This is a genomic window from Halalkalibaculum sp. DA384 (assembly GCF_043951955.1).
Classification (GTDB): Bacteria; Bacteroidota; Rhodothermia; order Balneolales; family Balneolaceae; genus JAMQKA01.
Genome location: NZ_JBINJE010000002.1, coordinates 118,035 through 144,750 on the forward strand (window position 1 = coordinate 118,035; position 26,716 = coordinate 144,750).

General features: G+C 50.9%; 23 protein-coding genes. 7 read left to right on the forward strand and 16 right to left on the reverse strand.

Annotated features, from left to right (window positions below; genetic code table 11):
- Nucleotides 1–202: 202 nt before the first annotated feature.
- The 3 genes from ACG2E4_RS01845 (at nt 203) to ACG2E4_RS01855 (ending at nt 3,312) form a co-directional block, all read left to right on the forward strand.
- Nucleotides 203–1,369: a 5-(carboxyamino)imidazole ribonucleotide synthase gene (locus tag ACG2E4_RS01845; RefSeq protein WP_395275549.1), complete on the forward strand. Its 1,167-nt coding sequence runs from the start codon at nt 203–205 to the stop codon at nt 1,367–1,369.
- 288 nt (nt 1,370–1,657) lie between these two features.
- Entirely contained in the window at nt 1,658–2,149 is a 492-nt protein-coding gene (purE, locus tag ACG2E4_RS01850; RefSeq protein ID WP_395260574.1) for a 5-(carboxyamino)imidazole ribonucleotide mutase, read from the forward strand.
- Between the two features lie 227 nt (nt 2,150–2,376).
- Nucleotides 2,377–3,312: a matrixin family metalloprotease gene (locus ACG2E4_RS01855; protein ID WP_395275550.1), complete on the forward strand. Its 936-nt coding sequence runs from the start codon at nt 2,377–2,379 to the stop codon at nt 3,310–3,312.
- 73 nt (nt 3,313–3,385) lie between these two features.
- Here ACG2E4_RS01855 and ACG2E4_RS01860 read toward each other — a convergent pair whose 3' ends face one another.
- On the reverse strand, nt 3,386–4,372 hold the full coding sequence (locus ACG2E4_RS01860; RefSeq protein ID WP_395275604.1) for a glycoside hydrolase family 43 protein: 987 nt from the start codon (nt 4,370–4,372) through the stop codon (nt 3,386–3,388).
- Nucleotides 4,373–5,191: 819 nt separating this feature from the next.
- On the opposite strand from ACG2E4_RS01860, the gene mgrA reads away from it, so the two are divergent.
- Entirely contained in the window at nt 5,192–6,187 is a 996-nt protein-coding gene (gene mgrA / locus ACG2E4_RS01865) for an L-glyceraldehyde 3-phosphate reductase (RefSeq protein ID WP_395275551.1), read from the forward strand.
- A gap of 38 nt (nt 6,188–6,225) precedes the next feature.
- On the opposite strand, the gene pabB is transcribed toward mgrA, so the two are convergent.
- The 14 genes from pabB to ACG2E4_RS01935 form a co-directional block, all read right to left on the reverse strand.
- Complete coding sequence (pabB, locus tag ACG2E4_RS01870) at nt 6,226–7,560, reverse strand: aminodeoxychorismate synthase component I (RefSeq protein WP_395275552.1); 1,335 nt, start codon at nt 7,558–7,560, stop codon at nt 6,226–6,228.
- 74 nt (nt 7,561–7,634) lie between these two features.
- Nucleotides 7,635–8,474, reverse strand: coding sequence for an aminotransferase class IV (locus ACG2E4_RS01875; RefSeq protein ID WP_395275553.1), 840 nt, complete (start codon nt 8,472–8,474; stop codon nt 7,635–7,637).
- 26 nt (nt 8,475–8,500) lie between these two features.
- Nucleotides 8,501–9,037, reverse strand: coding sequence for a TlpA family protein disulfide reductase (locus ACG2E4_RS01880; RefSeq protein WP_395275554.1), 537 nt, complete (start codon nt 9,035–9,037; stop codon nt 8,501–8,503).
- A 13-nt stretch (nt 9,038–9,050) separates the two neighbouring features.
- Entirely contained in the window at nt 9,051–10,820 is a 1,770-nt protein-coding gene (locus ACG2E4_RS01885) for a glycoside hydrolase family 13 protein (protein ID WP_395259224.1), read from the reverse strand.
- 87 nt (nt 10,821–10,907) lie between these two features.
- Nucleotides 10,908–11,897, reverse strand: a complete 990-nt coding sequence (gene pfkA / locus ACG2E4_RS01890; RefSeq protein WP_395259225.1) for a 6-phosphofructokinase — start codon at nt 11,895–11,897, stop codon at nt 10,908–10,910.
- A 43-nt stretch (nt 11,898–11,940) separates the two neighbouring features.
- Entirely contained in the window at nt 11,941–12,702 is a 762-nt protein-coding gene (locus ACG2E4_RS01895) for a hypothetical protein (RefSeq protein WP_395275555.1), read from the reverse strand.
- Nucleotides 12,703–12,927: 225 nt separating this feature from the next.
- Nucleotides 12,928–14,193 carry a flavodoxin-dependent (E)-4-hydroxy-3-methylbut-2-enyl-diphosphate synthase gene (ispG, locus tag ACG2E4_RS01900; protein ID WP_395275556.1) on the reverse strand — a complete coding sequence of 422 codons (1,266 nt, stop codon included), beginning with the start codon at nt 14,191–14,193 and terminating at the stop codon, nt 12,928–12,930.
- A 98-nt stretch (nt 14,194–14,291) separates the two neighbouring features.
- Complete coding sequence (locus ACG2E4_RS01905; protein WP_395259228.1) at nt 14,292–15,143, reverse strand: rhomboid family intramembrane serine protease; 852 nt, start codon at nt 15,141–15,143, stop codon at nt 14,292–14,294.
- Nucleotides 15,144–15,305: 162 nt separating this feature from the next.
- Nucleotides 15,306–16,799: a M48 family metalloprotease gene (locus ACG2E4_RS01910; protein ID WP_395275557.1), complete on the reverse strand. Its 1,494-nt coding sequence runs from the start codon at nt 16,797–16,799 to the stop codon at nt 15,306–15,308.
- 159 nt (nt 16,800–16,958) lie between these two features.
- Entirely contained in the window at nt 16,959–18,860 is a 1,902-nt protein-coding gene (locus ACG2E4_RS01915) for a DUF2779 domain-containing protein (protein ID WP_395275558.1), read from the reverse strand.
- A 7-nt stretch (nt 18,861–18,867) separates the two neighbouring features.
- Entirely contained in the window at nt 18,868–19,905 is a 1,038-nt protein-coding gene (gene murB, locus ACG2E4_RS01920; RefSeq protein ID WP_395275559.1) for a UDP-N-acetylmuramate dehydrogenase, read from the reverse strand.
- 12 nt (nt 19,906–19,917) lie between these two features.
- Nucleotides 19,918–21,318, reverse strand: a complete 1,401-nt coding sequence (locus ACG2E4_RS01925) for a hemolysin family protein (RefSeq protein WP_395259232.1) — start codon at nt 21,316–21,318, stop codon at nt 19,918–19,920.
- A 248-nt stretch (nt 21,319–21,566) separates the two neighbouring features.
- Nucleotides 21,567–22,016 carry a single-stranded DNA-binding protein gene (locus ACG2E4_RS01930; protein WP_395259233.1) on the reverse strand — a complete coding sequence of 150 codons (450 nt, stop codon included), beginning with the start codon at nt 22,014–22,016 and terminating at the stop codon, nt 21,567–21,569.
- A 482-nt stretch (nt 22,017–22,498) separates the two neighbouring features.
- Nucleotides 22,499–23,695 (reverse strand): phosphoglycerate kinase, encoded by a 1,197-nt coding sequence (locus ACG2E4_RS01935; protein ID WP_395259234.1) that lies wholly within the window; start codon nt 23,693–23,695, stop codon nt 22,499–22,501.
- A 286-nt stretch (nt 23,696–23,981) separates the two neighbouring features.
- Here ACG2E4_RS01935 and ACG2E4_RS01940 point away from each other — a divergent pair, with 286 nt between their 5' ends.
- The 3 genes from ACG2E4_RS01940 to ACG2E4_RS01950 are packed head-to-tail and all read left to right on the forward strand — an operon-like array spanning nt 23,982 to nt 26,189.
- Entirely contained in the window at nt 23,982–25,145 is a 1,164-nt protein-coding gene (locus ACG2E4_RS01940; protein WP_395259235.1) for a cysteine desulfurase family protein, read from the forward strand.
- Nucleotides 25,145–25,687 (forward strand): TIGR00730 family Rossman fold protein, encoded by a 543-nt coding sequence (locus ACG2E4_RS01945; RefSeq protein WP_395259236.1) that lies wholly within the window; start codon nt 25,145–25,147, stop codon nt 25,685–25,687. The genes ACG2E4_RS01940 and ACG2E4_RS01945 overlap by 1 nt, the downstream gene beginning before the upstream one ends.
- A gap of 37 nt (nt 25,688–25,724) precedes the next feature.
- On the forward strand, nt 25,725–26,189 hold the full coding sequence (locus tag ACG2E4_RS01950) for a DUF1499 domain-containing protein (RefSeq protein ID WP_395259237.1): 465 nt from the start codon (nt 25,725–25,727) through the stop codon (nt 26,187–26,189).
- A gap of 10 nt (nt 26,190–26,199) precedes the next feature.
- Here ACG2E4_RS01950 and ACG2E4_RS01955 read toward each other — a convergent pair whose 3' ends face one another.
- The gene (locus ACG2E4_RS01955) at nt 26,200–26,679 is read right to left on the reverse strand and encodes a hypothetical protein (RefSeq protein ID WP_395259238.1); all 480 of its coding nucleotides are present in this window, start codon (nt 26,677–26,679) and stop codon (nt 26,200–26,202) included.
- Between the last annotated feature and the right edge of the window lie 37 nt (nt 26,680–26,716).

The window sequence follows — 26,716 nt, forward strand, 5'->3', positions numbered from 1 at the left end:
CAATCGATAAAATAAGATATTAATGGCATTCTTCTAAAGATCCCACAAAATATTATGGCAACCGGGGATAGTCGGCCGTACTTTTTCTAATCCTGTAAATTGCGGCCGCCCGATTTCCTTCTGTTCTAAACTTCTGTACTCTATACCTTAATATTCTTATACTCATTCCCGAAAAATGTAAATCCCAAGAACAACCACTACTGTGTCTGAATCCAACAATCCTCTCTCCGCCAACTTCAGAATCGGATTTCTGGGCGCCGGGCAGCTCGCGCGCATGTCGGCCCTGCAAGCTTTTCGATATGGAATACAGGTCGGGGTATTTTCTGATCGACCGGAAAACGAACCGGTACAGTTCATGACTCCCTACTCCTCGACTGGCTCATTCGACAGCGTTGACGATATGGCTGTATTTGCCACGAAAACGAATGTGCTTACGCTTGAAAACGAATTTATCAGTTCCGACATTCTGCAGGCGGTACAGGATCAAAGCGGCGTACCGATCTGGCCCTCTCCCTCCTCTTTTTCTCTTATTGAAAATAAACTTGTTGAGAAGCAGACATTTGAAAATGCGGGCATCCCCGTGACCCCATACGCTCTCATTGAATCGGAAGAGGACCTGCAGGCGTTTGGAGAACGGCATGGCTGGCCATACCTGCTCAAATCCTCAAAAGGGGGATATGACGGGTACGGCAATGAAACGGTTGATAATGCAGAGGAAGCCCGACAATCTTTTAAGAATCTTGGCGGAACAGATGGACACGATATCATTGCCGAGGCGTTTGTCGATTTTACGCATGAGCTGGCAGTGCAGGTGGCCCGCAATGAAACCGGCACACAGGTGTACCCCTGTTGTCAAACCGTACAGCAAGACCATATCTGCGTGGCCGTGCTCTCTCCTGCACCGGTTGACCCCGAGATACAGAACAAGGCGCAGCAGCTGGCGGTACAGGCAACGGAGGCGATCGACGGGAAAGGCATTTTTGCCTATGAATTTTTCCTGAAAAAAGATGGGAGCCTGCTGCTTAATGAATCGGCCCCGCGCCCCCACAACTCTGGCCATTATACGATTGAAGGGGCGGTTACATCCCAGTTTGAAAACCACATGCGGGCCGTGCTTGGCTTACCACTGGGCAGTACCAGCCTGCGGGCCCCCGCCGTGGCGATGATCAACCTGCTGGGAACCGACAGGCGTGACGCGCAGGTCGACTTTGTGCTGAACGCCCTGGAGGCAAGCGATGGACATCTCCATGTGTACGGAAAACTGGACAGCCGCCCCGGTCGCAAGATGGGACACTACACTCTGCTGGGAGATATTCTTGATGCGACCTATGAAAAAGCCGGGAAGCTGACGGCTCCGATCCGGATCTAACAACATTGAAAGCGAAGGCGTAGGGTCAGAGGTGGAAAATATGTTGGCATGTTGACGGCGCTAATATTCATTTTCAGAGTAACGCTCTAGCGTTACGTTTCGCCCGGCGGCCCCGGCATATTTTCTATAGGGATCCTTTGCAGAACCTGTTATTTTGTTGGGAGTTGGTTATACCACCAACCTTATTGATTGTTTAAACGGGAGTAGAACTCTCTAAATACGAGGTATGGGGGGCAAAACCCTCAATATTTTATTCAACACGTAAATCAAAATTCAAGCAATTACATTATGAGCCAAGCCAATCCCGAAGTCGGTGTTATCATGGGAAGCGACAGCGACTGGCCCACCATGCGCGAAGCGTGCGATATCCTGGATGCATTCGGAATTGATTATGAAAAAAAGGTGGTTTCTGCCCATCGCACTCCCGATATGATGGCGGAGTACGGTAAAACCGCCCGTGACCGGGGCCTCAAGGTTATTATTGCCGGTGCGGGGGGAGCTGCCCACCTGCCCGGAATGACGGCCGCTTATACCACGCTACCCGTCATCGGGGTTCCGGTAAAAACGAGCACACTCAGCGGACTTGACAGCCTCTACTCCATCGTTCAGATGCCCAACGGGGTGCCGGTGGCAACCGTGGCGATCGGAAAAGCGTCCAATGCCGGATTGCTGGCGGCCCGAATATTGAGTACCCACAATAAAAACCTGGCCACGCGGCTGAAAGAATACCACGAGCAGATGGCGGAAGAATCGCGCCAAAAAACCGAAAACCTCAACTGAGATTATCGTAGTTGATATATCGAGGGGCTGCATTTGTATTTTACAAATCCCCTGTTTACTGAACGGTTTTGCGGGATCCAAATTCTCACTCTTGCCGGCAAAAGGTGCCGGATTCTGATCTCTGCCATATATACTTATTTGACTCCGGCATCAGGAATTCCAGAATTTTTGGCACTTTGGTGAGCGGATCGATACAATTTCCATATTGATTGCCTCAACAATCGCTGGTGAATCGAACCCACATTATAGCACTCAGTTTTTTTATCCTGGCTGCAGGAGGAGGTATCACCCTGTTCAGCTCAGGAGGTTCTGCTACTCAACAAACGCCCTCCTCAACTCCCTGCCGGGCTCCTGTTACGTACCGTTTCGGGGATATCGATTCGCGTTTCAATATTGCCCGGCCAACCCTTGAGAAAATCATGCGGGAGGTAGAGGCGCTCTGGTCAATTCCCGGAGAAGGTGACCTGGTATACTATCATGAACAGGGAGAAGTGACCATCAATTTTATCTACAGTTCGGAGCAGCAGTTCACAGAAAATGAAAAACAGCTTTCGAACCGAATTGCCCGGGCTCGTGAGCGTTTTAAAGCCCTGAAACAGGAGTATGCAAAACACTCAGAAACCTATCAGCAGCGGTTGGATACATTCAATCAAAAGGTGGACCTCTACCACCAGGAGTTGGATAGTTTCAATACCAAAATATCGGAATGGAATCAATCGGGCGGGATTCCCGAAAGCGAAAAACCCCGCATAAAGGAGGAGCAGCAGGAACTCCAGGTACACAAACGGGAGCTGGATCGGGATCGCCGCGAGCTGACTGCGCTCGGGGAACAAGTAAATCGCCTGTCCGAGCAGCTTAATAGTATTGCAGACCGGCAGAACACGCTGGTCTACCACTACAATGAACGATACAGCCACATGAACGAGTTCAACCAGGGCAGCTATATGCAGACCGGCCAGCAAAAAAAGATCAATATCTACCAGTTTGATGATATCGACAATCTCCGGCTGGTGCTCGCTCACGAAGTGGGCCACGCACTGGGACTCCCACATGTTGAAAACCCCCGCTCCGTGATGTATTACCTGATGGACCGGCAGGATGTCTCCGGCCTACAGTTGTCGGCCGAAGACAGGGAAGCGTTGCGAACCGTCTGCGGTTCCTGATTTCCCGGCCTTGCCGGGCTCATGGTACAGACACCTGTCCGACAGAAATATTTCCGAAAATAACGCTTTCCCATCAATCCCTGTAGGGGTCGATCGTCTGTATCGTCCCATCCGGATTATGGGTCAATTCAGTCATCTTGATATTCCGCAGGTGGGTTTGCCCGCCGGAAAGCTCTGCATCATGATAAAAAAGATACCACTGCCCGTTAAACTCGGCAATGGAGTGGTGGTTGGTCCACCCGATCACCGGTTCTAAAATATTTCCCTGGTACGTGAATGGGCCATACGGGCTGTCTCCGATGGCATAGGCAATGTAGTGCGTATCGCCGGTAGAGTAGGAAAAATAATATTTCCCGTTATACTTGTGGACCCATGCCGCCTCGAAAAAACGGCGTTTATTGTCGCCGGCCGTTATGGGGTTGCCCTCTTCATCCAGGATCTGAACATCCCTGGGAGGTTCGGCAAAACTCAACATCTCCTCGCTCATTCTGGCTACTTTGGGGGCCAGTGCGGGCTCATCATCTGCGGGATAGGTATCCTCTTCTACATACTCACCTGTCTGCCAGCGCTGCAGCTGGCCACCCCAAATTCCGCCAAAATACATGTAATAGGTCCCGTCCGTATCTTTATAGACAGCCGGATCGATACTGTAGCTCCCCTCAATAGGTTCGGGCTCAGGCTCAAACGGTCCCGTGGGCGAATCGCTGGTCGCCGCCCCGATTCTGAACACCCCGTTCTCATCTTTTGCCGGAAAATAGAAGTAGTAGGTATCCCCTTTCTTCGCCGCATCGGGTGCCCACATCTGTCGCTCTGCCCACGGTACGTCATCTACATGGAGGGCAACTCCGTGGTCGGTAACCTCTCCCCCCACTTTTTCCATAGAAAAAACATGATAGTCCTTCATGTTGAAATGACTCCCCATATCATCCTGGGGCACGCCAGACTCAATGTCGTGAGAGGGATAGATATAAAGTGTTCCGTTGAATACGTGCGCCGACGGGTCAGCCGTATACATATGATCGACCAGCGGCTCCGAGATGGCATCCAGCGTATCACTCATCTCCGAGGTCAAGGTGGTGTCAGCCTCATTTTCAGCCGTCCCGGGGTCTTCGCCGGAACGCTGCTGCTGGCACGCCATCCCCAAAACAGATAACAACAAAAGTGTAATAATCTGCATCCTGGTATCATAATGTACAAGCATTGTAATCCGGTTTTATTTAATGTTTACCGATCTTTCATGTGCACACTCATTTTTTCGCATGTAATAATATTAAAAATTATGAAAACGTTTGCACCCGCGTTTCTTACCTTGGTTAAGAAATCCACTTATATGTTAAATCCTCTCGCAGCATGCCGGGGTAAGCCGGCAACGATTTTGGTTTCAAAAATTGTTATCTTCAACAGGTTGGAAACAACTGCAGGTATATAGATATTCAGGTTCGTACCATTTATTGTGCTATAGAACATCATGCCTTGATATCTATATGCGCCAACCAATAATTTGCCAATTACAAAAATATAAAAGTAGGTTAGATTTATGCCTAAGTGTGAAATTTATAAGGATCAGTTAGACCAGTGGAGATGGAGACTCAAACAAAAGGGGGAAATCAAGGAACACTCCCAGCGCGGCTTCGAGACGAGAGAAGACTGCGAAAAAAATGGTAAGGAAGAAGGACCGTGCTCCAGCTATAAACGGGTCTGATCTTTCACTTGCCATAGTCACCTGTTAGTGTATCGGGGAAGCATTCAATAGTGCTTCCCCTTTTTCATTTCCTGCTTTGCCTGCCACATCCCCCCGTATTCTGTTTTGCCTTTCATTCCGTGAATTTTTATTTAGGATGTTCCAGTCAAAACCGAAACGAAAACTGTTATATTTCTTATGAGCTATCTTCCCGCCGACCATCGGTATGAACAAATGAAGTACAACCGGTGCGGAAAAAGCGGGCTCAAACTGCCCCTGGTTTCGCTGGGTCTTTGGCACAACTTCGGTGGTGTGGATACCCTTGAAAATGCCCGAAAAATGATTCATCGTGCATTTGACCTGGGGATCACCCACTTCGACCTGGCCAACAACTACGGGCCGCCGCCCGGTTCCGCCGAGAAAACTTTCGGCCAAATCTTAAGCCAGGATCTCAGCTCCTACCGGGATCAGCTCATTATATCCAGCAAAGCCGGGTACCTGATGTGGCCGGGACCGTATGGTAACTGGGGATCCCGCAAATATCTTATTGCCAGCCTGGATCAAAGCCTCAAACGGATGGGGCTCGATTATGTGGATATCTTTTACAGTCACCGGCCCGACCCGGATACCCCGCTCGAAGAAACGATGCGTGCACTCGACTATGCCGTCCGCAGCGGGCGGGCGCTCTATGTTGGAATCTCCAATTACGGGACGGAACGAACCCAAAAAGCCGCTGAAATTCTGCGGGATCTGGGAACGCCCTGTCTCATCCATCAGCCCCGGTACAGCATGTTCGACCGCTGGGTAGAGGAGGATCACCTGCTGGAAACACTTGAAGAAGAGGGCATCGGCAGTATCGTCTTTTCTCCCCTGGACCAGGGCATTTTGACCGATAAATATATCGATGGTATTCCGGAAGGATCCCGTGCGGCCCGGGAAAGTGGATTCCTAAAAAAAGAAGGGGTCACCGAAGAAAAAATTTCCAAGGTAAAAAAGTTGAATGAGATAGCGAAAGCGCGGGGACAAACCATGGCCCAGCTTGCGCTCACCTGGGTGCTGCGAAAACCGCAGGTAACTTCCGCCCTGATCGGCGCCAGCAAGGTCAGCCATATCGAAGAAGCCGCAGCGATCCAGCAAAACCTGGAGCTCAGTGATGATGAGGAGCAACAGATTGAGCAGATCCTAAGCGATTGATACTCTTGCCTTACAACTGGTAAAACGGGAACCGGCAACTACCGGGATATGTCAGGCTCTTTGGCCACACCGGACTTTTCCGGAGAAACGGCAGTCGTCAACGCTTTGGCTTTCACCAGTGTTTCCCTCCATTCCTCCCGGGGATCGGAATCACTGGTGATCGCTCCCCCCACGCAGTAGAAAAGCTCTTCCCCGCGAATTACAGCCGTACGAATAACAACGTTAAAATCAATATCCCCTTCGGGCGCCAGGTACCCGATAGCCCCGGAATATATCCCCCGCCGGTAGTTCTCCAGGTGCTCAATTCCACGCATCGCGCTTATTTTGGGTGCCCCCGTCATCGATCCCATTGGGAAACAGGCCCTGATAATATCTACCGGGTGCCGGCCGGGCGCCTCCGCCTCAACAGTCGATACCATCTGGTGTACCGTCTCAAAGGTTTGAACCTCAAACAGGTTTGAAACCCTGACCGAACCCGGCGTTGCAATTTTTCCGAGATCATTGCGAACCAGGTCTACAATCATCAGGTTTTCAGCCCTGTTTTTTTCGGACGAGGAGAGCCATCTTTTCAGGTCCCGATCCTCTGCGGCTGTAACTCCCCGCGATACCGTTCCCTTGATCGGCTGGGAAAATACACGGTTTGCCCGTTTGCCCAGAAAACGCTCCGGGGAAGCGCTGCAGATGCTAAATTCCTGGTGTCTGTCTTTAAATGAGATAAAGGCACCAAAAGGGACCGGTCCCGCGCTTTTCATATCTTCGTAAAGTCCGAGTGGCGCCCCTGAAAACGATCCTCTCATCTGGTGGGATAAGTTAATTTCATAATATGTTCCCTCCTGAATGGCGGACTGGGCCTTCCGGATCATGCCACGATACTCCTCCTCCGAAACCTGCGGCCGAATATCTCCAATAGTATATTCGGTGGGAATTTGATCCAGATCCAGAACCTGGGAATCGGTGGTTATATCTCCCTTCAACATCCTCCTTCCCGTTGAAGTATCCTCTACAAGTAATCCCGGGTTCATCATATACAAGTCCGGGGCCTGAACCGGGTCTTGATTCCCGGAACAAAGCTGTTCTACCTGGTTTTTGAGGTCATACCCCATGTAACCGAACAACCAGCCATCTGTCTGAGACTGAAATTGTTTCAGCTCTTCCCACACATCGGCCCCGGTTTTTTCTTGATACTCTCCTTCTCTCCGGATAACAATGCGATTCTCGTATGCAAATATTTCCGCTTGGGGTCGCGCCGCCAGCAGCGTTTTTTGAGCTGCCGGATGGGTATACGACTGCGACTCCAGGAGCACCACGGCCCCCTCTTCCTGCAGAGGTGGAATCAACCTCAAAAGATCGATATCATTGTCAATTGACTTCAACTACAGCTGTGCTCAAATTATTAATTTGAATAAGAGTAATGGATTCCCGCTCTACAGGCCACCGGCAACGGTATTCAAACCAGTAACTTCTGTCTATAGGATTTAATTTTTTTTTTCAGCTCTTTTACAAACGGATGAGCACCTGGAAACGTGTGTCCGTCAACTGACGCCACCGGCACCAGTTCCCGCACGGAGTTACAGATCCAGGCGGCATCTGCTTTTTTTAGCTGCTCCAGGGAAAACGCGCCCTCTGAGACAGGTGCATTCAATTCCGTTTTCAACAGGTGCAGGATCCTGCCCCGGGTGATACCGGGAAGAATATCACACTGTTCCGAGGGGGTATAAACTGTCTTCCCGCGCATCCAGAATATGTTGGCGATCGTGGTTTCAGAAATATATCCGTCCGTAGTCTGCATGAGCGCATCATCCGCACCCCGCTCGGTGGCTTCGGTTGCCGCCTGGATGTAATTGATGCTGTTGGAGAGCTTGTACCGGGGATCTATTGCTTCAGACGGGATTCGTCGTACAGAAACGGTTGCCAGGCTGACCGGGGATGAAATCGCTGGCAGCGGATCGGCGGTAATACAGTAACCGGCCTTTGCACTTGTTGAGACCTGGAATCCCCGTTTCCCCTCGCGCCAAACCTGGATCCGTACCACCGCCTCTCCATCGTAAAGATTATTTTTTTGAAGAAGGGTAATAACTTTCTTCTTGACAGATTCCCGCTCAATTTCGAACGGGGGCCTAATGCGCAGGTATTGCAGTCCATTTCGCAATCGCTCGAGGTGTTCTCCCAGGTAAAAAAAACGGCCCCTGTAGGAACGAAAGGTCTCAAAGCAGCCATCTCCATAGCGTACAGCCCGGGAATCCGCTGCGAGCACGGGCTCTCCCTGCCTGCAGTAACGGCCACTCACCAACATCCATCTGAGTTGAGAGGAGTTCATTTCCTAATGTGGGCTTTCAGGCTGTCATACCGGGTTGAATCCGTATATCCGACAAACGTGGCTACAACCTCCCCATCTTTGTCAAACAGAACCTGGCTGGGAACACCCGGTAAATTCATTGTTCGATAAAACGCTGTCCCGTCGACATATTCAAACGGGTAGTTGTGTGTTTGCCGGTACTCCAGGATCTCGTTCCGGCTATTGCGTACCGAAGCGGCGATCACTGCCAAATCACTTAAATCCCCCCGGGTTTCTGCAGCGAGCTGCGCGTGCGATTCGGTCGAAGCCTCTGACCATGTAGACCAGAAATCCAGCAGCAGATACTGCCCCCTGAACTGGTTGAGCTGCAGGCTGTCGCCACTCGTTATGCGGGGAAACTTGACCAATCCGAGAGAATCCGCTTCCATCATCTGCCGCTGGAAGGCATCCTCCCGGCCGGAGGTGTAGTTGAGCGTAGCAATCGCAATAAGAATGGCAGCTACCACCGCCACACCAGCCATAAATTTGTTAAAATGCCGGGGATCAATGCGCATTGAACTTCCGATCTTATTGCGGTTCAAGGATGACTCCCGACAGTGCAGAGACCTGGAGCGTCACTTTGTTCTCCAGGGTCACCTTCACCATCGTTTCATCCAGCAGGTTTCGGTAGGTGTCGGGAGTGGCAATGAATGGGGAGAGATCGAGCGTCACTTTCCGATCTTTATCGGAACGATTGAGGACGACAATCATTGGATTTTCCTTCTTTCGATGGCGACCGAAAGCAAACAGGTCGTCCCGGCTCACAATATTGAGGTACTGCCCGGTTCGCAACAGCTCGTGTCTGTTCCGGATCTGCCCAAGCTTTTTGTACCAGTTGAACAGGTCCCGGTCAAATTCGTTGCTGTCTGCCGGGCGCTGCATTCCCTTGATTGGATGCGTGGTTTCATCCTCATACTCCATATCAGGCCACACCATCGGTTTGCGATCATCGGGATCGTCGGCACCCCACATGCCGGCCTCGGTTCCGTAAAATACCATCGGTGCCCCGATATAGGTGTACTGCAATAGGGCAATCAGCTTTTGCAGCTGTCGCTCTTTTGCATTCGGCTTGCGTACCTTAAAACCATCTGCCGGCAATCCCCACTGGTCAAATTTACGCCCGGAATTTACGATGATCGACGCCAGCCGGGGCGTGTCATGGCTTTCCATCAGGTTCTGCAGCACATAATTTGCTTCTTCGGGATAGCTGTTTCGAATCTCATCCAGCCAGTTGCTAAAATCTTCCACCCCGATATCCCGGTCAATCATATATTCCTCCACTGCCTGGAAAAACCGGTAGTTCATGGAGGCATTAAACTGCTCGGCATTGATGTAATTGACGGCGTTATCGGTCCAGATCTCCCCGACAGTGAACGCCTCGGGGTTTATTCCCCGGACAACCTGGTGCCATTCAATCCAGAAATCCTGCCCCACCTCTTCAGGCACATCCAGCCGCCAGCCGTCGATTCCGTCTGAGGGATCGCCGTCACTGTTGGGATCCATCCAGCGCCGGGTAATATCAAAAATATGCTGACGGACCGGCTCAATGAGCGTTCCATTCTGTGCCTGGAACTCGGGCAGATCCTTGATACCCCACCAGCCGTGATATGCAAATTCACTGCCATCCTGGTGATTAAAAGAGATTACATCGTACCAGTCCCTGAACGGTGACTCCTGCTGGTTCTCCTTCAGATCCCGGAAGGCCCAGAAATCGCTTCCCGAGTGATTGAAGACTCCATCTATGATAATCCTCATCCCGCGGCTGTGTACCTCCTCAATAAGTTCCAGGAACAGCTTGTCCGCTGATGTCCACTGCCATGTCGACGGATCGGCCGGGTCTTCCTGCTCCATGATTGCCACATCGCCCTCCGGATCCGGACCAAAAAAACGATCGACATGGTGGTAATGGCTGGTATCGTACTTATGAAGTGAGACCGCATCAAAAACGGGATTCAGGTAAATTCCACCGATCCCCAGCTCCTCGATATAATCCAGCTTGTCCAGAATTCCCTGGAGATCGCCCCCGTACCGACGGTGAAAAACGCTGTCCCTGAACTTTGGTCCCAGCTTTTTTTCCCATTCGGCCCGCTGGTACCAGTCGCCGGTCCACGGACTTATCTCCCATCCTTCAGGGCCGTTCACGCGGTCTGCAGTGGGATCATTCGTGGGATCACCGTTTCTGAAGCGCTCCGGGAAAATTTGATACCAGATAACATGTTTGGCCCACTCCGGTGTCTTATAGGGAACCTTCTCACGGGTCTCTTTGACCGTGATATCCTTACTTGGATGCTGCATCATTTGCATAACTCAACCCACTATATAACGTTAAATGAAAAAGCCTTAAACCTTTATTATTTTACAAATATTTTCAGACTAAATTACATGTCAAATTGATACGATATCAGCAATTTTCAACAGGTCCTCGTCAATTGTGTGCTGTTGCTTGGTTGCGTTGTCCAGGTCGGTATAGCATACTTTGTGGTTCTGAACACCTACCATCACTCCTCTTTCCCCGTTCAGCAGAGCTTCGATAGCACTCACTCCCAGGCGACTCGCCAGCACCCGGTCAGCACAGCTCGGGCGCCCGCCCCGCTGGATATGGCCAAGCACGGTGACTTTAATTTCATACTCTTTGCCGAACTTTTGTTTTACGCTGTCGGCCAGCTCATAGATACTGCCGGATTTTTCCCCCTCAGCCACTATCACCAGCCGTGAGGTCTTATTGCGGCGCGAACTCTTTTCCAGCGACTCTATCAGCTTGTCCATGCCGCGATCTTTTTCGGGGATCAAGATCTCTTCAGCCCCGGCGGCGATACCGGAGTGTATCGCAATGTACCCGGAATCGCGGCCCATAACCTCGATAAAAAACAGGCGATTATGGGAGGTGGCCGTATCCCGGATCTGGTCTACCGCCTCCACCACGGTGTTGGTTGCCGTGTCAAACCCGATCGTAAAATCGGTCCCGGAAATATCGTTGTCGATGGTACCGGGAATACCCAGGACGGGAAAATCAAACTCGCGGCCAAAAATGTCGGCCCCTTTAAACGTTCCGTCTCCACCAATAACCACAAGGGCATCGATGTCGCGCTTAATCAGGTTTTCATGCGCCTTTTCCCGGCCCTTTTTATTTCTGAATTGATGGCTCCGGGTCGATTTCAGGATGGTACCCCCCTGGTGAATAATATGCTTCACCGATCCCGCTTCCATTCGATACATATCGTTCTGTATCAATCCTTCATAGCCTTCACGGATGCCGTACGGAGTTACATCGTAGTAGATACATGATCTAACCACCGCCCGGATGGCGGCATTCATGCCGGGGGCATCTCCGCCGGAAGTAAGCACACCAATTTTTTGGAGTTTTTGTTCAGACATAGTTCAACTGTTATACTTTTTTGTTAAATAGTTGTCAGATACGTTATTGAAAATCCTTGATCATTTTTTGGCATTGATCCAGCCAGCCGGGGTCGGCAGGGGATAAAGGATCACGTCGGAGGGCGTCCTCGCAAGCTGAAATGGCCTGTTGTTCCTTCCCGAGGTGTTTGTACATTCTGGCCAAATCATAATAATAGAGCAGGCGCTCGGGTTCCAGTTCTATAGCCTTTTCCACTGAGCGGACCGCCGTGGCCTCATCGCTTTCAGGGAGTCCACCGTAGAGCGTATTTGCCGCAAGCTGTTCTACAAAACTCAGGTTAGCCAGCCTGAAATGCAGGCGGCCCAGAACATGCCAGGCCCCGGCGTTGGTGCTGTCCAGGCGGATGGCCCGCTCGGCATGGTGCTTGATTGAATGTGCGGCTTTCACCCGTTCCTTGGCACCGGATATCATCGCCTTGCGACCAAGGGCCGCGGCCATTACAAAGTGGGAGTGCGTATCCGTGGAGTCAACATTCAGGGCATGCCCGGCCAATGCGATCCCCTTCTGGTAGTACGCTTGCTGCCGCTCTTTGCTGTCAAGTCGAAACCCGATCCTGGAGTATAAAAAACTGGCCCGCCAAAGAGCAGTATAATGGTCTGGATGACGATTCAAAATGGAGGTATACAATTCCAATGCCTTAGCTTCATAAAAATGATCGTACAGGGAATCTGCTTTCGCCAGTAACGAATCGGCAGCAGTATCCTGCGCAGATGCCACGCCTGTGGCGGTCATAAATACCATGAAAAGTATGAAAAAAAATTTCATACCTGTTGCACAAGCCTGGTTTCAAAATGAACGGAATATAATAAAATAACCGCTAATACTAGAATGCGTAATATGGCTCTGCCGGGGTGTTCGAACGGATTCAATAGAATGGTTAAAAAAGGATCAACAAATTTGTTCCATCAGCATGATCTCGAAATTCAGTACCGCAGGCAGGGTTGTGGCAAAAATTAACGTGGCAGGGTCTTGAGCCTTACGGGAGCGGCGCTATCCCTCCACTCCGCTCTCTTCCTCCTCTGCTTCCTGTCCATTGGCTTGGGTTTGGGAGTAATTGCGCATCACGTATTCATCCAGGATGCTGCGGAACTCTTCGCCAATCCCTTCTCCCCTCAGCGTGGTATAGTGTTCTCCATCCATGTATACGGGAGCGGCAGGTTCCTCAAATGTACCGGGCAGTGAAATCCCGATATTGGCGTTTCGCGATTCTCCGGGCCCATTGACCACGCATCCCATGACGGCCACATCCATCTCCTCCACTCCCGGATACATCTCGCGCCAGACAGGCATCATCTCGCGCAAATACTCCTGGATTTCATCGGCCAGTTCCTGGAAATAGGTGCTGTTCGTACGACCGCAGCCGGGACAGGCGGTAACCTGGGGGATGAAGTTCCGGATTCCCAGCGATTGCAGTATCTGTTGGCACACACGTACTTCTTCTGCCCGATCTCCGCCCGGTTTCGGGGTCAGCGAAACGCGTATCGTGTCTCCGATGCCCTCTTGCAGGAGCACTGAAAGTGCCGTGCTACTGGCAACAATGCCCTTCATCCCCATTCCGGCTTCCGTCAGACCTACATGCAGCGGATACTCGGTAATTTCGGCAATCCGCCGGTACACCGATATCACATCCTGTACCCCGCTCATTTTGCAGCTTATAATAATTTTGTTGGAGCCTAGTCCAACTTCTTCGGCCAGTTCAGCCGAACGGCGGGCACTTTCAACCATGGTGTCAAGCATCACCTGCTTGGAAGATTTGGGAATTTCGCGCTCGTTGTTCTCATCCATCTTTTGTGCCAGCAATTGTTGGTCCAGTGACCCCCAGTTGACGCCGATGCGAACCGGCTTGTCGTATTTAATGGCCTGTTCCACAATCGTGCAAAAATTTTCATCCCGCTGCCGCGTCCCCACGTTCCCGGGGTTTATCCTGTACTTGGCCAGAGCCTTGGCCATCTCAGGATAAGCGGGCAGCAGTTTATGCCCGTTGTAATGGAAATCACCGATAACCGGAACCGTCACATCCTGATTGAGCAGCTTTTCCTTGATGTAGGGTACCGCCTCTGCCGCCTGTTTGTTATTGACTGTAATTCTTACGAGTTCTGATCCCGCCTCATGTAAATACCTGATCTGGTCTACCGTTGCATCTACATCGGCCGTATCGGTGTTGGTCATCGACTGTACCACGATCGGTGCACCGCCGCCGACAGGGACGTCACCGACCATCACCTGGATAGATTTACGTCGTTTGATATTGGACATAGACTAAATTCTGATTGTTGAGTTGTAAATAACCGGTCCGTGCAGGGAATACCGCTGTTTCCGGTCTTGTGTCTCAGCATCGCCAAACACAAACATATTCAATTTTTTTTGCTGAGTTCAAACAGTTTCTGCTTTTCCTCCTTGGTCAGGCCGTCATACCCTTTCCTGGAAATTTTTTCAAGTATCTTGTCCAGTTCAGACTGTTCCGATTCTTCTTCCACAATTTCCACGTCCGATACAGAACGCAAGTTGCTCGATTTTCTTGTACTCTTCTTTTTCTGGTAAGTCCCTTTCAGGTTATACCAAAACTGTTCCAGCGGACGAACCAGGCCACTTAGATCAAAACCCTGCTGGTGATAGCGCATCAACAGGTAGCCGATTCCGGCTCCTCCCAGGTGAACAATCCGGGCGGTATTGTCGGAGGATCCCAGGAACAGCAGGTCCAGTGCAATAAGGCCGGCCACCACATACCGTGCTTCAATCGGGGGAAGCAGAAACAGCATGATCGGCATGCGTGGAAAAAGCATGGCAAACGCCACCATTATTCCAAACACCGCACCGGACGCCCCGATCACGAGATTAATGCCCACAAACTGCGCAAACGCTATATCGAGCAGGGCCCCGCCGATGCCCGATCCAAAATAGATCACAGAAAATGTACGCGGACCAAGATGCTGCTCGACAGAACGCCCCATCCACCAGAGCCAGAGCATATTGAACAACAGGTGAAATCCACCGGCGTGCAGAAACATGTACGTGACCAGGCGCCAGGGCTGAATAACAGCGGTGGGCAGGTCGGGATTGAACGCCATCGCCTGGATGAAGAAACTGTTCAACCCGAATACCTGTAGTAAAAACATCACCACATTGATGGTGATTATCGTACGGATAGCGATCGGAAGACCGAAATATCCGCGCTTCATGGAATTTCCGAACGAATCGTTATACATGCCTCATAGTTGGGTGCAAAAGATGTGGAGAAGGCTACTAACGCCATCTCCCGTATATTCGTTTATGAATGGTTATAAAATACAAATAACGTCAGCCATATTGAAGCTGTTTTGCAACTGGATTGACAGTTCAACTCAACGTTTTCACTTGCAGAGAATACTCTATTCACGTGGAATCTTAAGATAGCTCCCCTGCTCAACCTGGTCGTCGGCCTCCAGCTGGTTCACTATCGCCATTTCATCGACCGTGATATCCATCGGAAGCTCATCCGGCAAAAACGAACGAAAAGAACCGGTGCGGTCGGCCTTGATAACCTGTAGTCTTACCGGCTGTATATTCAAAATTTCAGGATCTGTAAGCTGGCTGAACTGACCGGTAGTCGCCGTAAAATTGGGTTTTTGTGCATTGTACTGGGCGAGCGTGGTGTAGGAGATAAATCGGTAAATATTGCCGCCGTACTCTACGCCGTAGGCATAAATACCCAGCTCGGTTCCATCCTGGGTTACGGCCTCCGCCTCCGCTTCATAAGCCGGCAGGTTGCCACTTTGGGTCTCCGCCTGATCTACCACTGTTATGCCATCCTGGCTCACGAAATTCTGTACCGATTGCCGGGCCCCGTCCGCTTCAGCATCGATCTGCATAATCATCACGGCGTTCCCCTCCTGATTGGCCATCACAACCCGGCTCGGTTCATTGATGACCTGCCAGTCTGCCGGGACCGGGAACTGGAATTCAAGTTCAGGATGGTAGAACCGATTGTTTTCGGTAAATCCTTCTCTGGGATTATTCCCGTAGATAATCCCATCCAGTATATTCATGTAGGTTTCTTTATTCAGCTTGGACTGCTCAAAACCCTTCTCGCGCCAGCGCTCTGCCAGCTCAGGAATCGTTTTCTCGCGTTCTCCGGGTTCAGGGTGAGTCGACAAAAATGAGGGGATATTCTGACCGGAATCTTCTGAAAGTCGCTTGAGCGAGGTAAAAAAGGCGGCTCCTTCGGCCGCCACATAGTTTTTCCTGGCGGCATACTCCACTCCCAGGCGGTCCGACTCGCGCTCGTCATCCCGCCCGTACTTGAGAAACATCAGCTGCGTGGCAGTGCTCCCCAGGTTCAAAAGATCCTGCCCCGGCAGTCCCAGCAGCTCCTGTCCGGCGATGGCGCCCCCCACCAGCGCAATTTGGCCGATCTGTTGCTCAAACGCCCGCTGGGAGGCATGACGTGCGGCTACGTGACCAATTTCATGGCCCAATACCACGGCAAGCTGCGCCTCATTATTGAGATGCGCAAGAAGTCCCCGGGTGACATAAATATAGCCTCCCGGCAGGGCAAAAGCGTTGACTACCGGGCTGCTCAGCACCCGGAAGTAAAATTCGGTATTCCTGTACCTGGGATCGGTATCCTCCCGGCGCATATGGCTGACAGCGAGGACCTCCTGGCCAAGCTCCTCAACATAATTGATAATTTCCTCGTCATCATACACTCCATATTGCTGTTGAATCTGTCCATCAGCTTCCTTGCCTATGCGGAGCTCCTCTTCCCAGCTGTAGCCGTACGCCCGTTTTTTGCCTGACACCGGGTTTTTCTGCACCACACAGGCTGATACCGTTAGCGAAACTACCAGTACCGGTATTGAAAACCACGCAAGTAAACGAACCATACTATTTCCTTTATGAGCTCTCATTTGTGAATCCATTTAAAGCTGTTGCAATATAAATAGTTCCATGACACTGTAGAAGCCGAAAATAAACTAATTCTGAAATTTACTCATCCGTTTTTCCTGCGTTTTAAAAAAACAGGGAATGCCTGAAATTCTGAATTATTCAGTTTGTTGCTCACGCAGCAACGCTTCCCAGTGCAGGTAGATCATCACCATCGCAAGGGTATCCAGCTCGCAGTAACTGAGCAGTCCGTCAATCAGCTGACCTCGCTTTTCGGCTCCATTTTCGCCCGTCCGCAACTGGCCGTATGCCACCATCGCCTCTGTTCCGCGACCAATGGCATGCTCCTGTCGCTCTCGTATCATCTCGTAGGGATCCCGAAGCCTCCCGTCCTCACACTGCCACCAGACGATATTCTTAAAATTGCTGCTGTGATAGGGCGTTGAAAACCGTTTTTGTACTGCGGGACTCACTTTCATGACGGTCACCAGGATATCTTTGATGCTCAGTGAATCCTCCATCTGTTCGTTGTAATAATAATTTTTCAACAATCTTCCCATATCGGCCATGAGCGGCCTGGAGTATCGGTCGTGAACAATCGTTTCCAGCCAGTTGATTAGCTCCGAGTACTCTGTGTGCTGTTCAGATTCCTCTTTGAATTCCGCCAGGATACGTCTCAATGCGGACCGTTCAAAACCCGAGTAGTGGATGATAGTGCCCTCTCGAAATCCCGGGATCTTTTTTAACTCTGAGACCAGCTGATAATGGGCATATCCTCCCCTCCCGGGATGTACCCATTGATGATGAACGAGTGAACCATCAACGTGAAGCGTGTGGCACGAGTATTGAAATACGACCTGGTGATATGGATTTCGTCCGGCCCGGAGTGGCACCGCAAAACTACCCGCTTCAAAATCGAGAAAGTGGAGTGGATATTGCCACTTTTCAAGCTCCCTGAACAGCGGCGGCTTGACAATCTCGCGGGGCACCGGCTCTCCCCGGGCTTGGGCCACCTGCAATATGCGCCGGTGGAGATCTGTTATACGGCCTTCAGATTCTGCAATCTCCCGGGGAGTGACTTTGTCATTCAGCGAAATTTCCTGCTGAAGAAATACCCGGTCTTCGATCAGCTGACCATTGCCCGCGCCGATAAGGTCAAAAATATGTGCCTCTCCGTCCCGGTTTTCCAGAATATGCTGCCAGCATTCCTCAAAACCGCTTTTTTCTCCTTTGCGCAGCTTGTCGGAATCCACCCTGTATTCACAATTTGCACACTTCCTGCCCAGGGGGGTCACAATTTTATCTCCGCCCGCATACCAACGGGCGGATTGACAGACCACCTCTTCAAAGGATAACGACTCCATCCCGAGCGGCGCATTTCCCTTTTCAAACAGCGGCTCTTTGCCCTCCCACAGCGCTTCGATCTGTTCCATGGCCGGCACAAAGGCGAGCAGGTTCGACAACCCATCCCGCTCCACCGGCTCTCCCGCGGCCAGCATCTGATCCAGGTTGTCAACAGCGGCGGTTCCTCTCTTGTCAGGCATCACCAGGTAGCCCTCCAGTCTCCATTCCGGAAACTGTTGCTGAATTACAAATAGCTGAAAAGAAAAATCCCGCAAATACTTTCTCCATCTGGAGTGAATTCTGCCGTTTCGGTCGGACAGGGAATGGCGATCGGGATCAAATACCTTCGACTGCAGGTTATAAACTCGAACGCGCCTCCCCTCTTTCTCGAGTACCGGAATACGTACTGCAAACAGCTCGTGCAAAAAAGTGGAGTTAAAAAGTACAACGCGGTTCTGCTTCAGCCTCCGCCGGGTTTCTTCCGCCGCATCATGATATGCCCGGGACTCCACCGCTGTTCCTTCAGGGTACAACCGCTGAAGCAGCAACCTCAACTGGCGCTTGTTATAACGGATATGGGCGATAAACGGCCAGATATTCCGCTGTTCGGGATAGGTGGCAGGATTCGCCTTGTAATACAGCTTGGTGGGACAGGTGCAGGCGGTGCGGAAAAGGTGCCTGGTAAACAATTGTTGTTCTGATTCTTCCGCGGACATGGGCCCTTTACGGTATGATATTCACTTCCGGTTCCAGTTCTATACCGAATCTCTCATGCACAGCCGTTTTCACCTTTTCGGCCAGCTGCAATATCTCCGTCCCGGTGGCTCCACCGTGATTGACAATCACCAGTGCCTGGTTGTGATAGGTTCCGGCGTTGCCCACAACCTTCCCCTTCCAGCCGGTTTCCTCAATAAGCCATCCCGCCGGCACTTTCACGACCGGTCCCTCAAGCGGATACCCCGGGATTTCGGGATATCGCCGTTTCAGTTGATCATATTTCTCCTTACTCACAACGGGATTTTTGAAAAAGCTGCCCGCATTGCCCAGCGCGTCTGGGTCAGGTAGCTTGCTTCTGCGTATATCGATAACGGTTTCACTGATATCCCGGATGGTCGGATCTGTAACTCCCCGCTCTTCCAGGCGGGCTTGTATCGCCCCGTACGAGGTGTTCACCTCCGGATGCCTGGACAGCCGTAGCGTACAATGGGTAATAATATATTTCCCCTTCAACTCATTTTTAAAAATACTGTCGCGGTAACCAAATCGGCACTCATCGTAGGTAAAAGTCCGTACCTCACCGGTCTCCGTCTCCACCGCTTCCAGCGATTCAAACACATCCTTTAGCTCGGCTCCATACGCACCAATATTCTGGATGGGAGCCGCCCCGACGGTACCCGGAATCAGGGAGAGGTTTTCGATACCGCCCCATCCCCTTTCAACGCAGTGCAGGACCAGATCGTGCCAAATCACTCCCGCTCCCGAACGGACCCACACATGGTTTTTATCTTCCCTGACCTTATGGATTCCCTTGATCGAGATGTGGAGTACAAGTCCTTTAACATCATCCCTGAAAAGCACATTGCTGCCTCCCCCGAGAACACACTTGTCAATATCCCTGAAATTCGGATCGGTCAACACCTGAACAAGCTGATCCACTGTCCCGATCGAAATGAATTGTTCTGCTTTTGCCTCTACTCCAAGGGTATTGTAGGGTTTCAGGCTGTGATTCTCTTTTAGTTGCATCAAGGTGGTATCAGACATGCCGTTGAACTCTTAATCCTCGTTTTTGAGCGGAGTTCGTTTTCTGTGGGAAGTGTCATCGGGATTCAATTTTACCCTCAACTTCCGGACCCGGTTGTTTTGGACCGAATGAATCGTCAGCTCCAGTCCCTTGAAATAGACCCGCTCCCCCACATTCGGAATCCGCTCTGTCAGGTGGTATACCAGTCCGCCAAGCGTCTCATATTCATCTTCGTCACTGGTCAGTTCAAACCCCACAATCTCCTCCATATCATCGAGGTCGATACGGGCGTCAAAAATAAACACGCCGTTTTTAAACTCTCTAAACAGCTGCTCATCACTGGTCTCGTAGTCGTCAGAGATCTCTCCCACGATCTCCTCCAGTATGTCATCCAGCGTAATCAGTCCTTCCGTGCCGCCATATTCATCCACCACGATGGCGATGTGGGTTTTTTCCTGCTGAAATACCCGCAGCAGATCATCCAATTTCTTGGTTGCGGGAACAAAAAGCGGCTTTCTGGCGATGGTCCGCCAGTTAATCGTTGTCCGTTCAATATCGGAATTGATATATGGAAGTACGTCTTTTGAATAGATTATACCTAAAATATTATCAAGGTCATTCTCAAAAAGCGGCATGCGGGAAAACCCCTTTTCGCGGATCTGCTTTAAAACGTTTTCCAGCGTATCGTCAGTCGAAACGGCGACAATGTTCACGCGGGAGGTCATAATTTCCCGCACCGAGGTGGTGCCGAACTCAATCACATTTTCGATAATCTCGCGCTCATCGCTGCGGATCGAGCCCTCCAGCTCTCCCACTTCGGCCATCGTCATAATATCTTCGCTGGACATCCGGTTCTCCGGCTTGGGGAGCCGTTCTTCCAGGCTGAGTGTACTTTCGGCGATAAGCTTGGAGAGCGGTTTCAGCAACCAGTAAAACACGTATATAAAACGGGCCAGCCGGCGAGAACTTTTCAGCGGGTTGTTGATCGCAATAATTTTTGGGGTAATCTCGCTGAGGATTAAAATGGTGAACGTAAGAACGACCACCTCGACGATATAGACGACGACTTCGGAATACCCCAGGTATACCGCCAGGTTGCCGGTTATCACCGCTGCCAATACCGATGTTATGATATTGGCAAATGTATTTCCGATGAGAATTGTGGCCAGCAGCCGGCGTGGCTTCTCCAGCATCCGGATGATCAGCTGATCCGCGGCTCCCTCTGTTTCACTCTGATCCAGCAGGTCGATCTGGTTGGAAATCGAAAAAAACGCAACCTCGGAACCTGAAAATATCGCCGAAAACAGCAATCCCACCACCACAATCACCAGCTGGATGGAGAGATCGACAGGGTCGAACGTTTCGTGATATACCGCTGCCTCTTGTAACAGGTATGCAATCGTATGTAAACCTATACTGCCGGGATCGTCCAATTATGTTACTTCATTCTTTGATTAGTATGTTAAAGCTACATATTGATGGTATCGGGTGCAACTGCTACCACATATTGTTTCTAACACCAGCCCGCATAAATAATCCGGCCGGAATAAAAAAGGTGATGAAGCGGATGCCTCATCACCTGTCAGGTTTTTTCAGGTCAAACGGAACGCCTGCACGGGGTCTTGCATATGTTTTTGTGTATCCAGACCCCGTGCTGTCTTTTCCGCGATCTCACACATGCCTAGAACGGGAGATCGTCGTCAAGATCGTCGAAGTCCTCGTCCAGCTCTACCTTGCTGTCCACCGGCTTGGAGGAGGCCGGTTTGTCCGGGACCACCCGGGGTTCTCCGTCCCTGTCGCTTTTGCTGTCCAGCATCGTAAGCGTAAGGGCCTTGATTTCCGTTGTATAGCGTGTTTGCCCATCGCGATCCTCCCACTGTCGCGTTTGTATTGGACCCTCGATATATACTTGTGACCCTTTCCTGAGGTATTCCTGGCAGATCTCAGCCAATCGCCCCCACGCCACAACCCGGTGCCATTCGGTGTTCTCTTTCCACTCTCCCGAGCTGTCTTTATACCGCTCAGAAGTAGCTACCGAAAGATTGGCTACAGCCGTGTTCGACTGGGTGTAACGTACTTCAGGATCCTGACCCAAGCGCCCGATAATCATAGCTTTGTTCAAAGAACTCATAACTGTTACCTCATTTTATTTTTTTAGCTTTGCGTTCATAAGGTAAGATATATTTCAGAGGAAATCCTTACAGAAAAATTTGGATATCGCCCGATATTTTAGCGCTGGCCGTTATTAACGGCCATATTTGTTCGCTGAATGGGGAATATGTGCAGGCTTACTACCCTCTTTCAACATGGGTTTTTATTCCATCCCCGGGTACTGCAGCTCCATCAAATGGTGCTTTACAATCAAAGAAGGCTTTGCAAAACATTCGAATTCTCGTTCTGAGGAAGTTGTACTCCCGTTTAGAAGGGCAATACGGTCGGTGGTACAACCACCTACAACATAGCAGGTTCTGCGAAGGGCCCTCGAAAAAAGCTGGATTTTGCGTACCTGTACTGTACAGGATTCCGCTTTTCAAAAGTTCTATCTACAAAAAAACCTTCCGGGAGCTTCCCGGAAGGTTTTATACTGTGTCAGATCTTTTTAAAAGTCGACGCTCACTCCTTGTCAGTTAATGCCACCACCCCGGGCAGTTCTTTGCCTTCGAGAAACATCAGGCTGGCGCCGCCGCCGGTTGAGACGTGTGATACTTTGTCTTCCAGCCCGGCTTTTTTAATTGCGGCGGCCGAGTCTCCGCCGCCGATGATCGTTGTGGCTCCATTTTCGGTGGTTTGGGCCAGGTGTTCCGCAATAGAGAATGTGCCATCGGCAAAATTTTCCATCTCAAACACGCCCATCGGTCCATTCCAGACAACAGTGTTCGCATTTTTTATCTTGTTGCCAAAGGCGATCGTAGTTTGGGGACCGATGTCGAGCCCCATCCAGCCCTCCTCTATTTCATCTTCTCCCACAACCTTGAACTCGGCGTCCGCCTTGAATTCGGTGGCCACCACGTGATCAACGGGAAGGGCCAGGTCCACGCCCTGTTCTGCGGCTTTCTTGATAAGCTCGCCGGCCAGCTCCACTTTGTCTTCCTCCACCAGCGAAGTTCCGACCGGCAGTCCCTTGGCTTTGTAAAAAGTATAGGTCATGCCTCCGCCGATAAGAATGGTATCCACTTTGTCCAGCAGGTTTTCAATAACACCGATCTTGTCAGATACCTTGGCGCCTCCCAGAATGGCGATAAAGGGATGAACCGGGTTGTTAATGGCATCACTGAGGTATTTAATCTCTTTTTCAAGCAGATATCCGGAAACCGCCGGCTGTAAAAACCGGGTAACTCCTGCAACCGACGAATGCGCGCGGTGGCTGCTGCCAAACGCGTCATTGACAAAGAGATCGCCATGCGCGGCCAGCTGTTTGCAAAAACCTTCGTCATTAGCCTTTTCACCCTCATGGAAGCGCACATTTTCAAGCACCACAATTTCTCCGGGACCGGCCTTTGCAATCACCGAGTTCGCCTTTTCACCGACACAGTCTTCAGCGAAATGGACCTTGGCATCCAGCAGCGTTTGCAGGTATTCGGCCACCGGTTTCAGGCTCAATTCCGGGTCCGGGGCCCCGCCGGGACGTCCAAGATGACTCATCAGGATAAGCACCCCGTTCTGGTCAACCACGTGCTTGATGGAGGGCAAGGCCTGCACGATACGGTTGTCATCGGTGATCTCCCCGTCCTCAATCGGTACATTAAAGTCTACCCGCATTAATACCTTCTTGCCGTTTACATCTACATCTTTAAGCGTCATCTTTTCCATTAGTGAACATCCTGTCTTTGTTGAAAGTAATTCGGAGCCGGAATTTACCAGCTTATTGCAAATCGTCCAAACCCTGTACCTGCTATCCGGGCAAAGCCGGCCGGGTCATGACCGCAATCAAACTGATTTTTGCAAGATTGGTCGTGGAATCTGATTTCCCGGCCTGTTATTCTGGGCTTTTTTGAATATCTTTCAATGGGCTTTGCAAAACCGTTGGTTTGCCCAACTCCGGCATGTTCAAAGCCCTCTTTCACAGGTAATTTTCCAGTAATGAATTTTTTGAATAATGCAAACAGTATACCTGGATCACGCAGCCACGACACCGGTTGACGAGCGCGTAGTGGATGCGATGCTTCCCTTCTTCACCGAGCAATACGGCAACGCCAATTCCACGCATGAGCTGGGCAGCAGTGCCAAAGTAGCGGTGGAAGAGGCTCGCGAAACGATCGCCGATATTATTGGCGCAGAGCCCGCTGAGATCATTTTTACCAGCGGCGGTACCGAGAGCGACAATACGGCGATAAAGGGAGTGGTTGAAGCGACCGGCAAAACGGAAGTGATCACCTCGCCGATCGAACATCACGCCGTGCTTCACGCGGTGGAAGCCCTTAAACGTCGCGGAGTCAAACCGATATATCTCGAGCCGGATGATGACGGAACCGTTGCGCCCGGGAAAGTAGCCGAGGCTATCACCGACGAAACAGCGCTGGTTACCCTTATGCATGTGAACAACGAGATCGGTTCAATCAACGCGATTTCAGAGATCAGTACAATCTGCCGCGAACATGAGGTCCTGCTCCATTCCGATACTGTGCAAAGCGTGGGGAAGCTACCGGTGGACGTAAACGAACTTGGAGTCGATTTCCTGAGCATAAGCGGCCACAAAATCTACGGTCCCAAAGGTGTTGGCGTGCTGTACATGCGACACGGCTCTGCCTGGATCCCCTGGATGCATGGCGGCTCACAAGAACGGCGGCGGCGGGGGGGAACGCTGAATGTGCCCGGTATCGTGGGGTTGGCAACGGCGCTGGAGCTTATCGACAAGCAGCGGGCAAAACAAAACGAGCATTTCAAAAAATTAAGAGCCAGGCTTATCAAAGGACTGGATCAACAGTTTGGAGACACAGTGCAAATCAATGGTCCGGAGACGGGTGCCGGCGTCCCCCATATTATCAATTTATCATTTACAAATCCTTCCGGTGGGGCACTGGATGGCGAAATGCTGCTGCTGAACCTGGATGTCGAGGGCATCTGTGTTTCCAACGGTTCCGCCTGTACCTCCGGCGCCATGGAGCCCTCTCATGTGCTTTCCGGCATCGGCATGGCCGACGATATTGCGAACTCCAGCATCCGCATCAGCCTGGGAAGAGACAACACGGCAGCGGAAATCGACTATCTGATTGAAAAGCTGAAGCTTGTCGTAGACCGAATGCGAACGGTGACTGCCTGATGATCAAGATAAAACGGGTATGTGTATTTTGTGGTTCAAAAACGGGGCGGAATCCCGCTTTTGCCACGCAGGCCCGCACACTTGGGAAAGCCCTGGCCACAAACCATATCGACCTGGTATACGGAGGCGGCTCAATTGGTCTGATGAATGTGATTGCGGACGCCGTACTCAGCTACGGAGCCAGCGTACACGGCGTTATCCCGGAACACCTTATGAGCCACGCCCACGGCAACCTTACCGCCCTGCACGTCACCGATTCCATGCATGAACGAAAAGCGATGATGGCCGAACTATCGGATGCCTTTATTGCACTGCCCGGCGGCTTCGGTACGTTCGAGGAACTGCTGGAAACGATCACCTGGGTTCAGCTTGGGCTGCACGAAAAACCTGTTCTAATCTTTAATATGGACGGGTACTATGATCTCCTGGTCAGCTTTATAGACCAGGCGGTAGACCAGGGATTCATCACGAAACAGCAGTGGAGTGCCATATATGTGATATCCACCGTGGATGAATGCCTGGAATTGCTGACCTCTTCCTGATTTTCAGTAACGAAAAATATTCCCCGGATTGAGCTTTATGAAAATACCGGCTGCACAACTGCTTATATTCCAGCTCATGATCTATTTCTTTTCGGCATGCGGTTCGCAATCATCGGATTTTCCTTCGCGTAAAGATCTGAACAATCCCCTTCCTCCCTGCCCGGAATCCCCGAACTGCGTACGGCTAACTGAACAATACCCCGCTTCTGTCGACGCTACCTGGGAGATCGCTCTCAAGATATTGCAGGCCATGAAGCCGTATAATATCGAGCTCACCCCCGATACCTACCGGATCGATGCGATCTTCATGGTTGTTTTTTTCCAGGATGACCTGACCCTGCAACTGGAGGAAGCCGAAAATAACAATACCTATCTCCACATCCGAAGTGCCAGTCGAGTAGGACATAGTGACTTTGGAGTGAACCGGCGGAGGGTTCGACATCTCCTGCAGCAGATGGAAAACAGGCTGGTTGAAGCGGATAATAATGAAGCAAGAGAATAACCACCTCGCCCTAAAACGGTTTAAACAGTCCCAGAAGGGTATTTACAACCACAAGGATATAGACGATGAGGGACATGTTATACGCCTTTCGCCATTTTTGACGGGTATCGTCGCCCACACGACTGCCATTTTCCGTTTTGAGCTGCTTTTTGAAGGCGACACTCCGCTTGATGGAAAATCCGACCAGGATAAGAATGATAAAAAAGATCGCCTGCTTTACCGCCAGCCAGCCATACAGTTCAAAATTGAACCAGCCCCACTGGGGTCCCGAGGGAATGGAGGCCAGCGCCCCACCCGAGATGAGAATGCCGAGTGCCCCCAGATGCGCCCCTATGCTGGTTGAACGACGCTCCAGCTTCATAAGTCTGGGTTCATCGTCGGTTTGAAACGCCTTGCCCGCCCGCCAGGCAAAGTATAAGCTACCTGCAAACGCCAGCAACCATGCTATGTAGGAGACAATGTGGACCCAGTAAAAAATATTATATGACATTACGTATCAATTTATATTGTGAAAATTCAATGTTTAG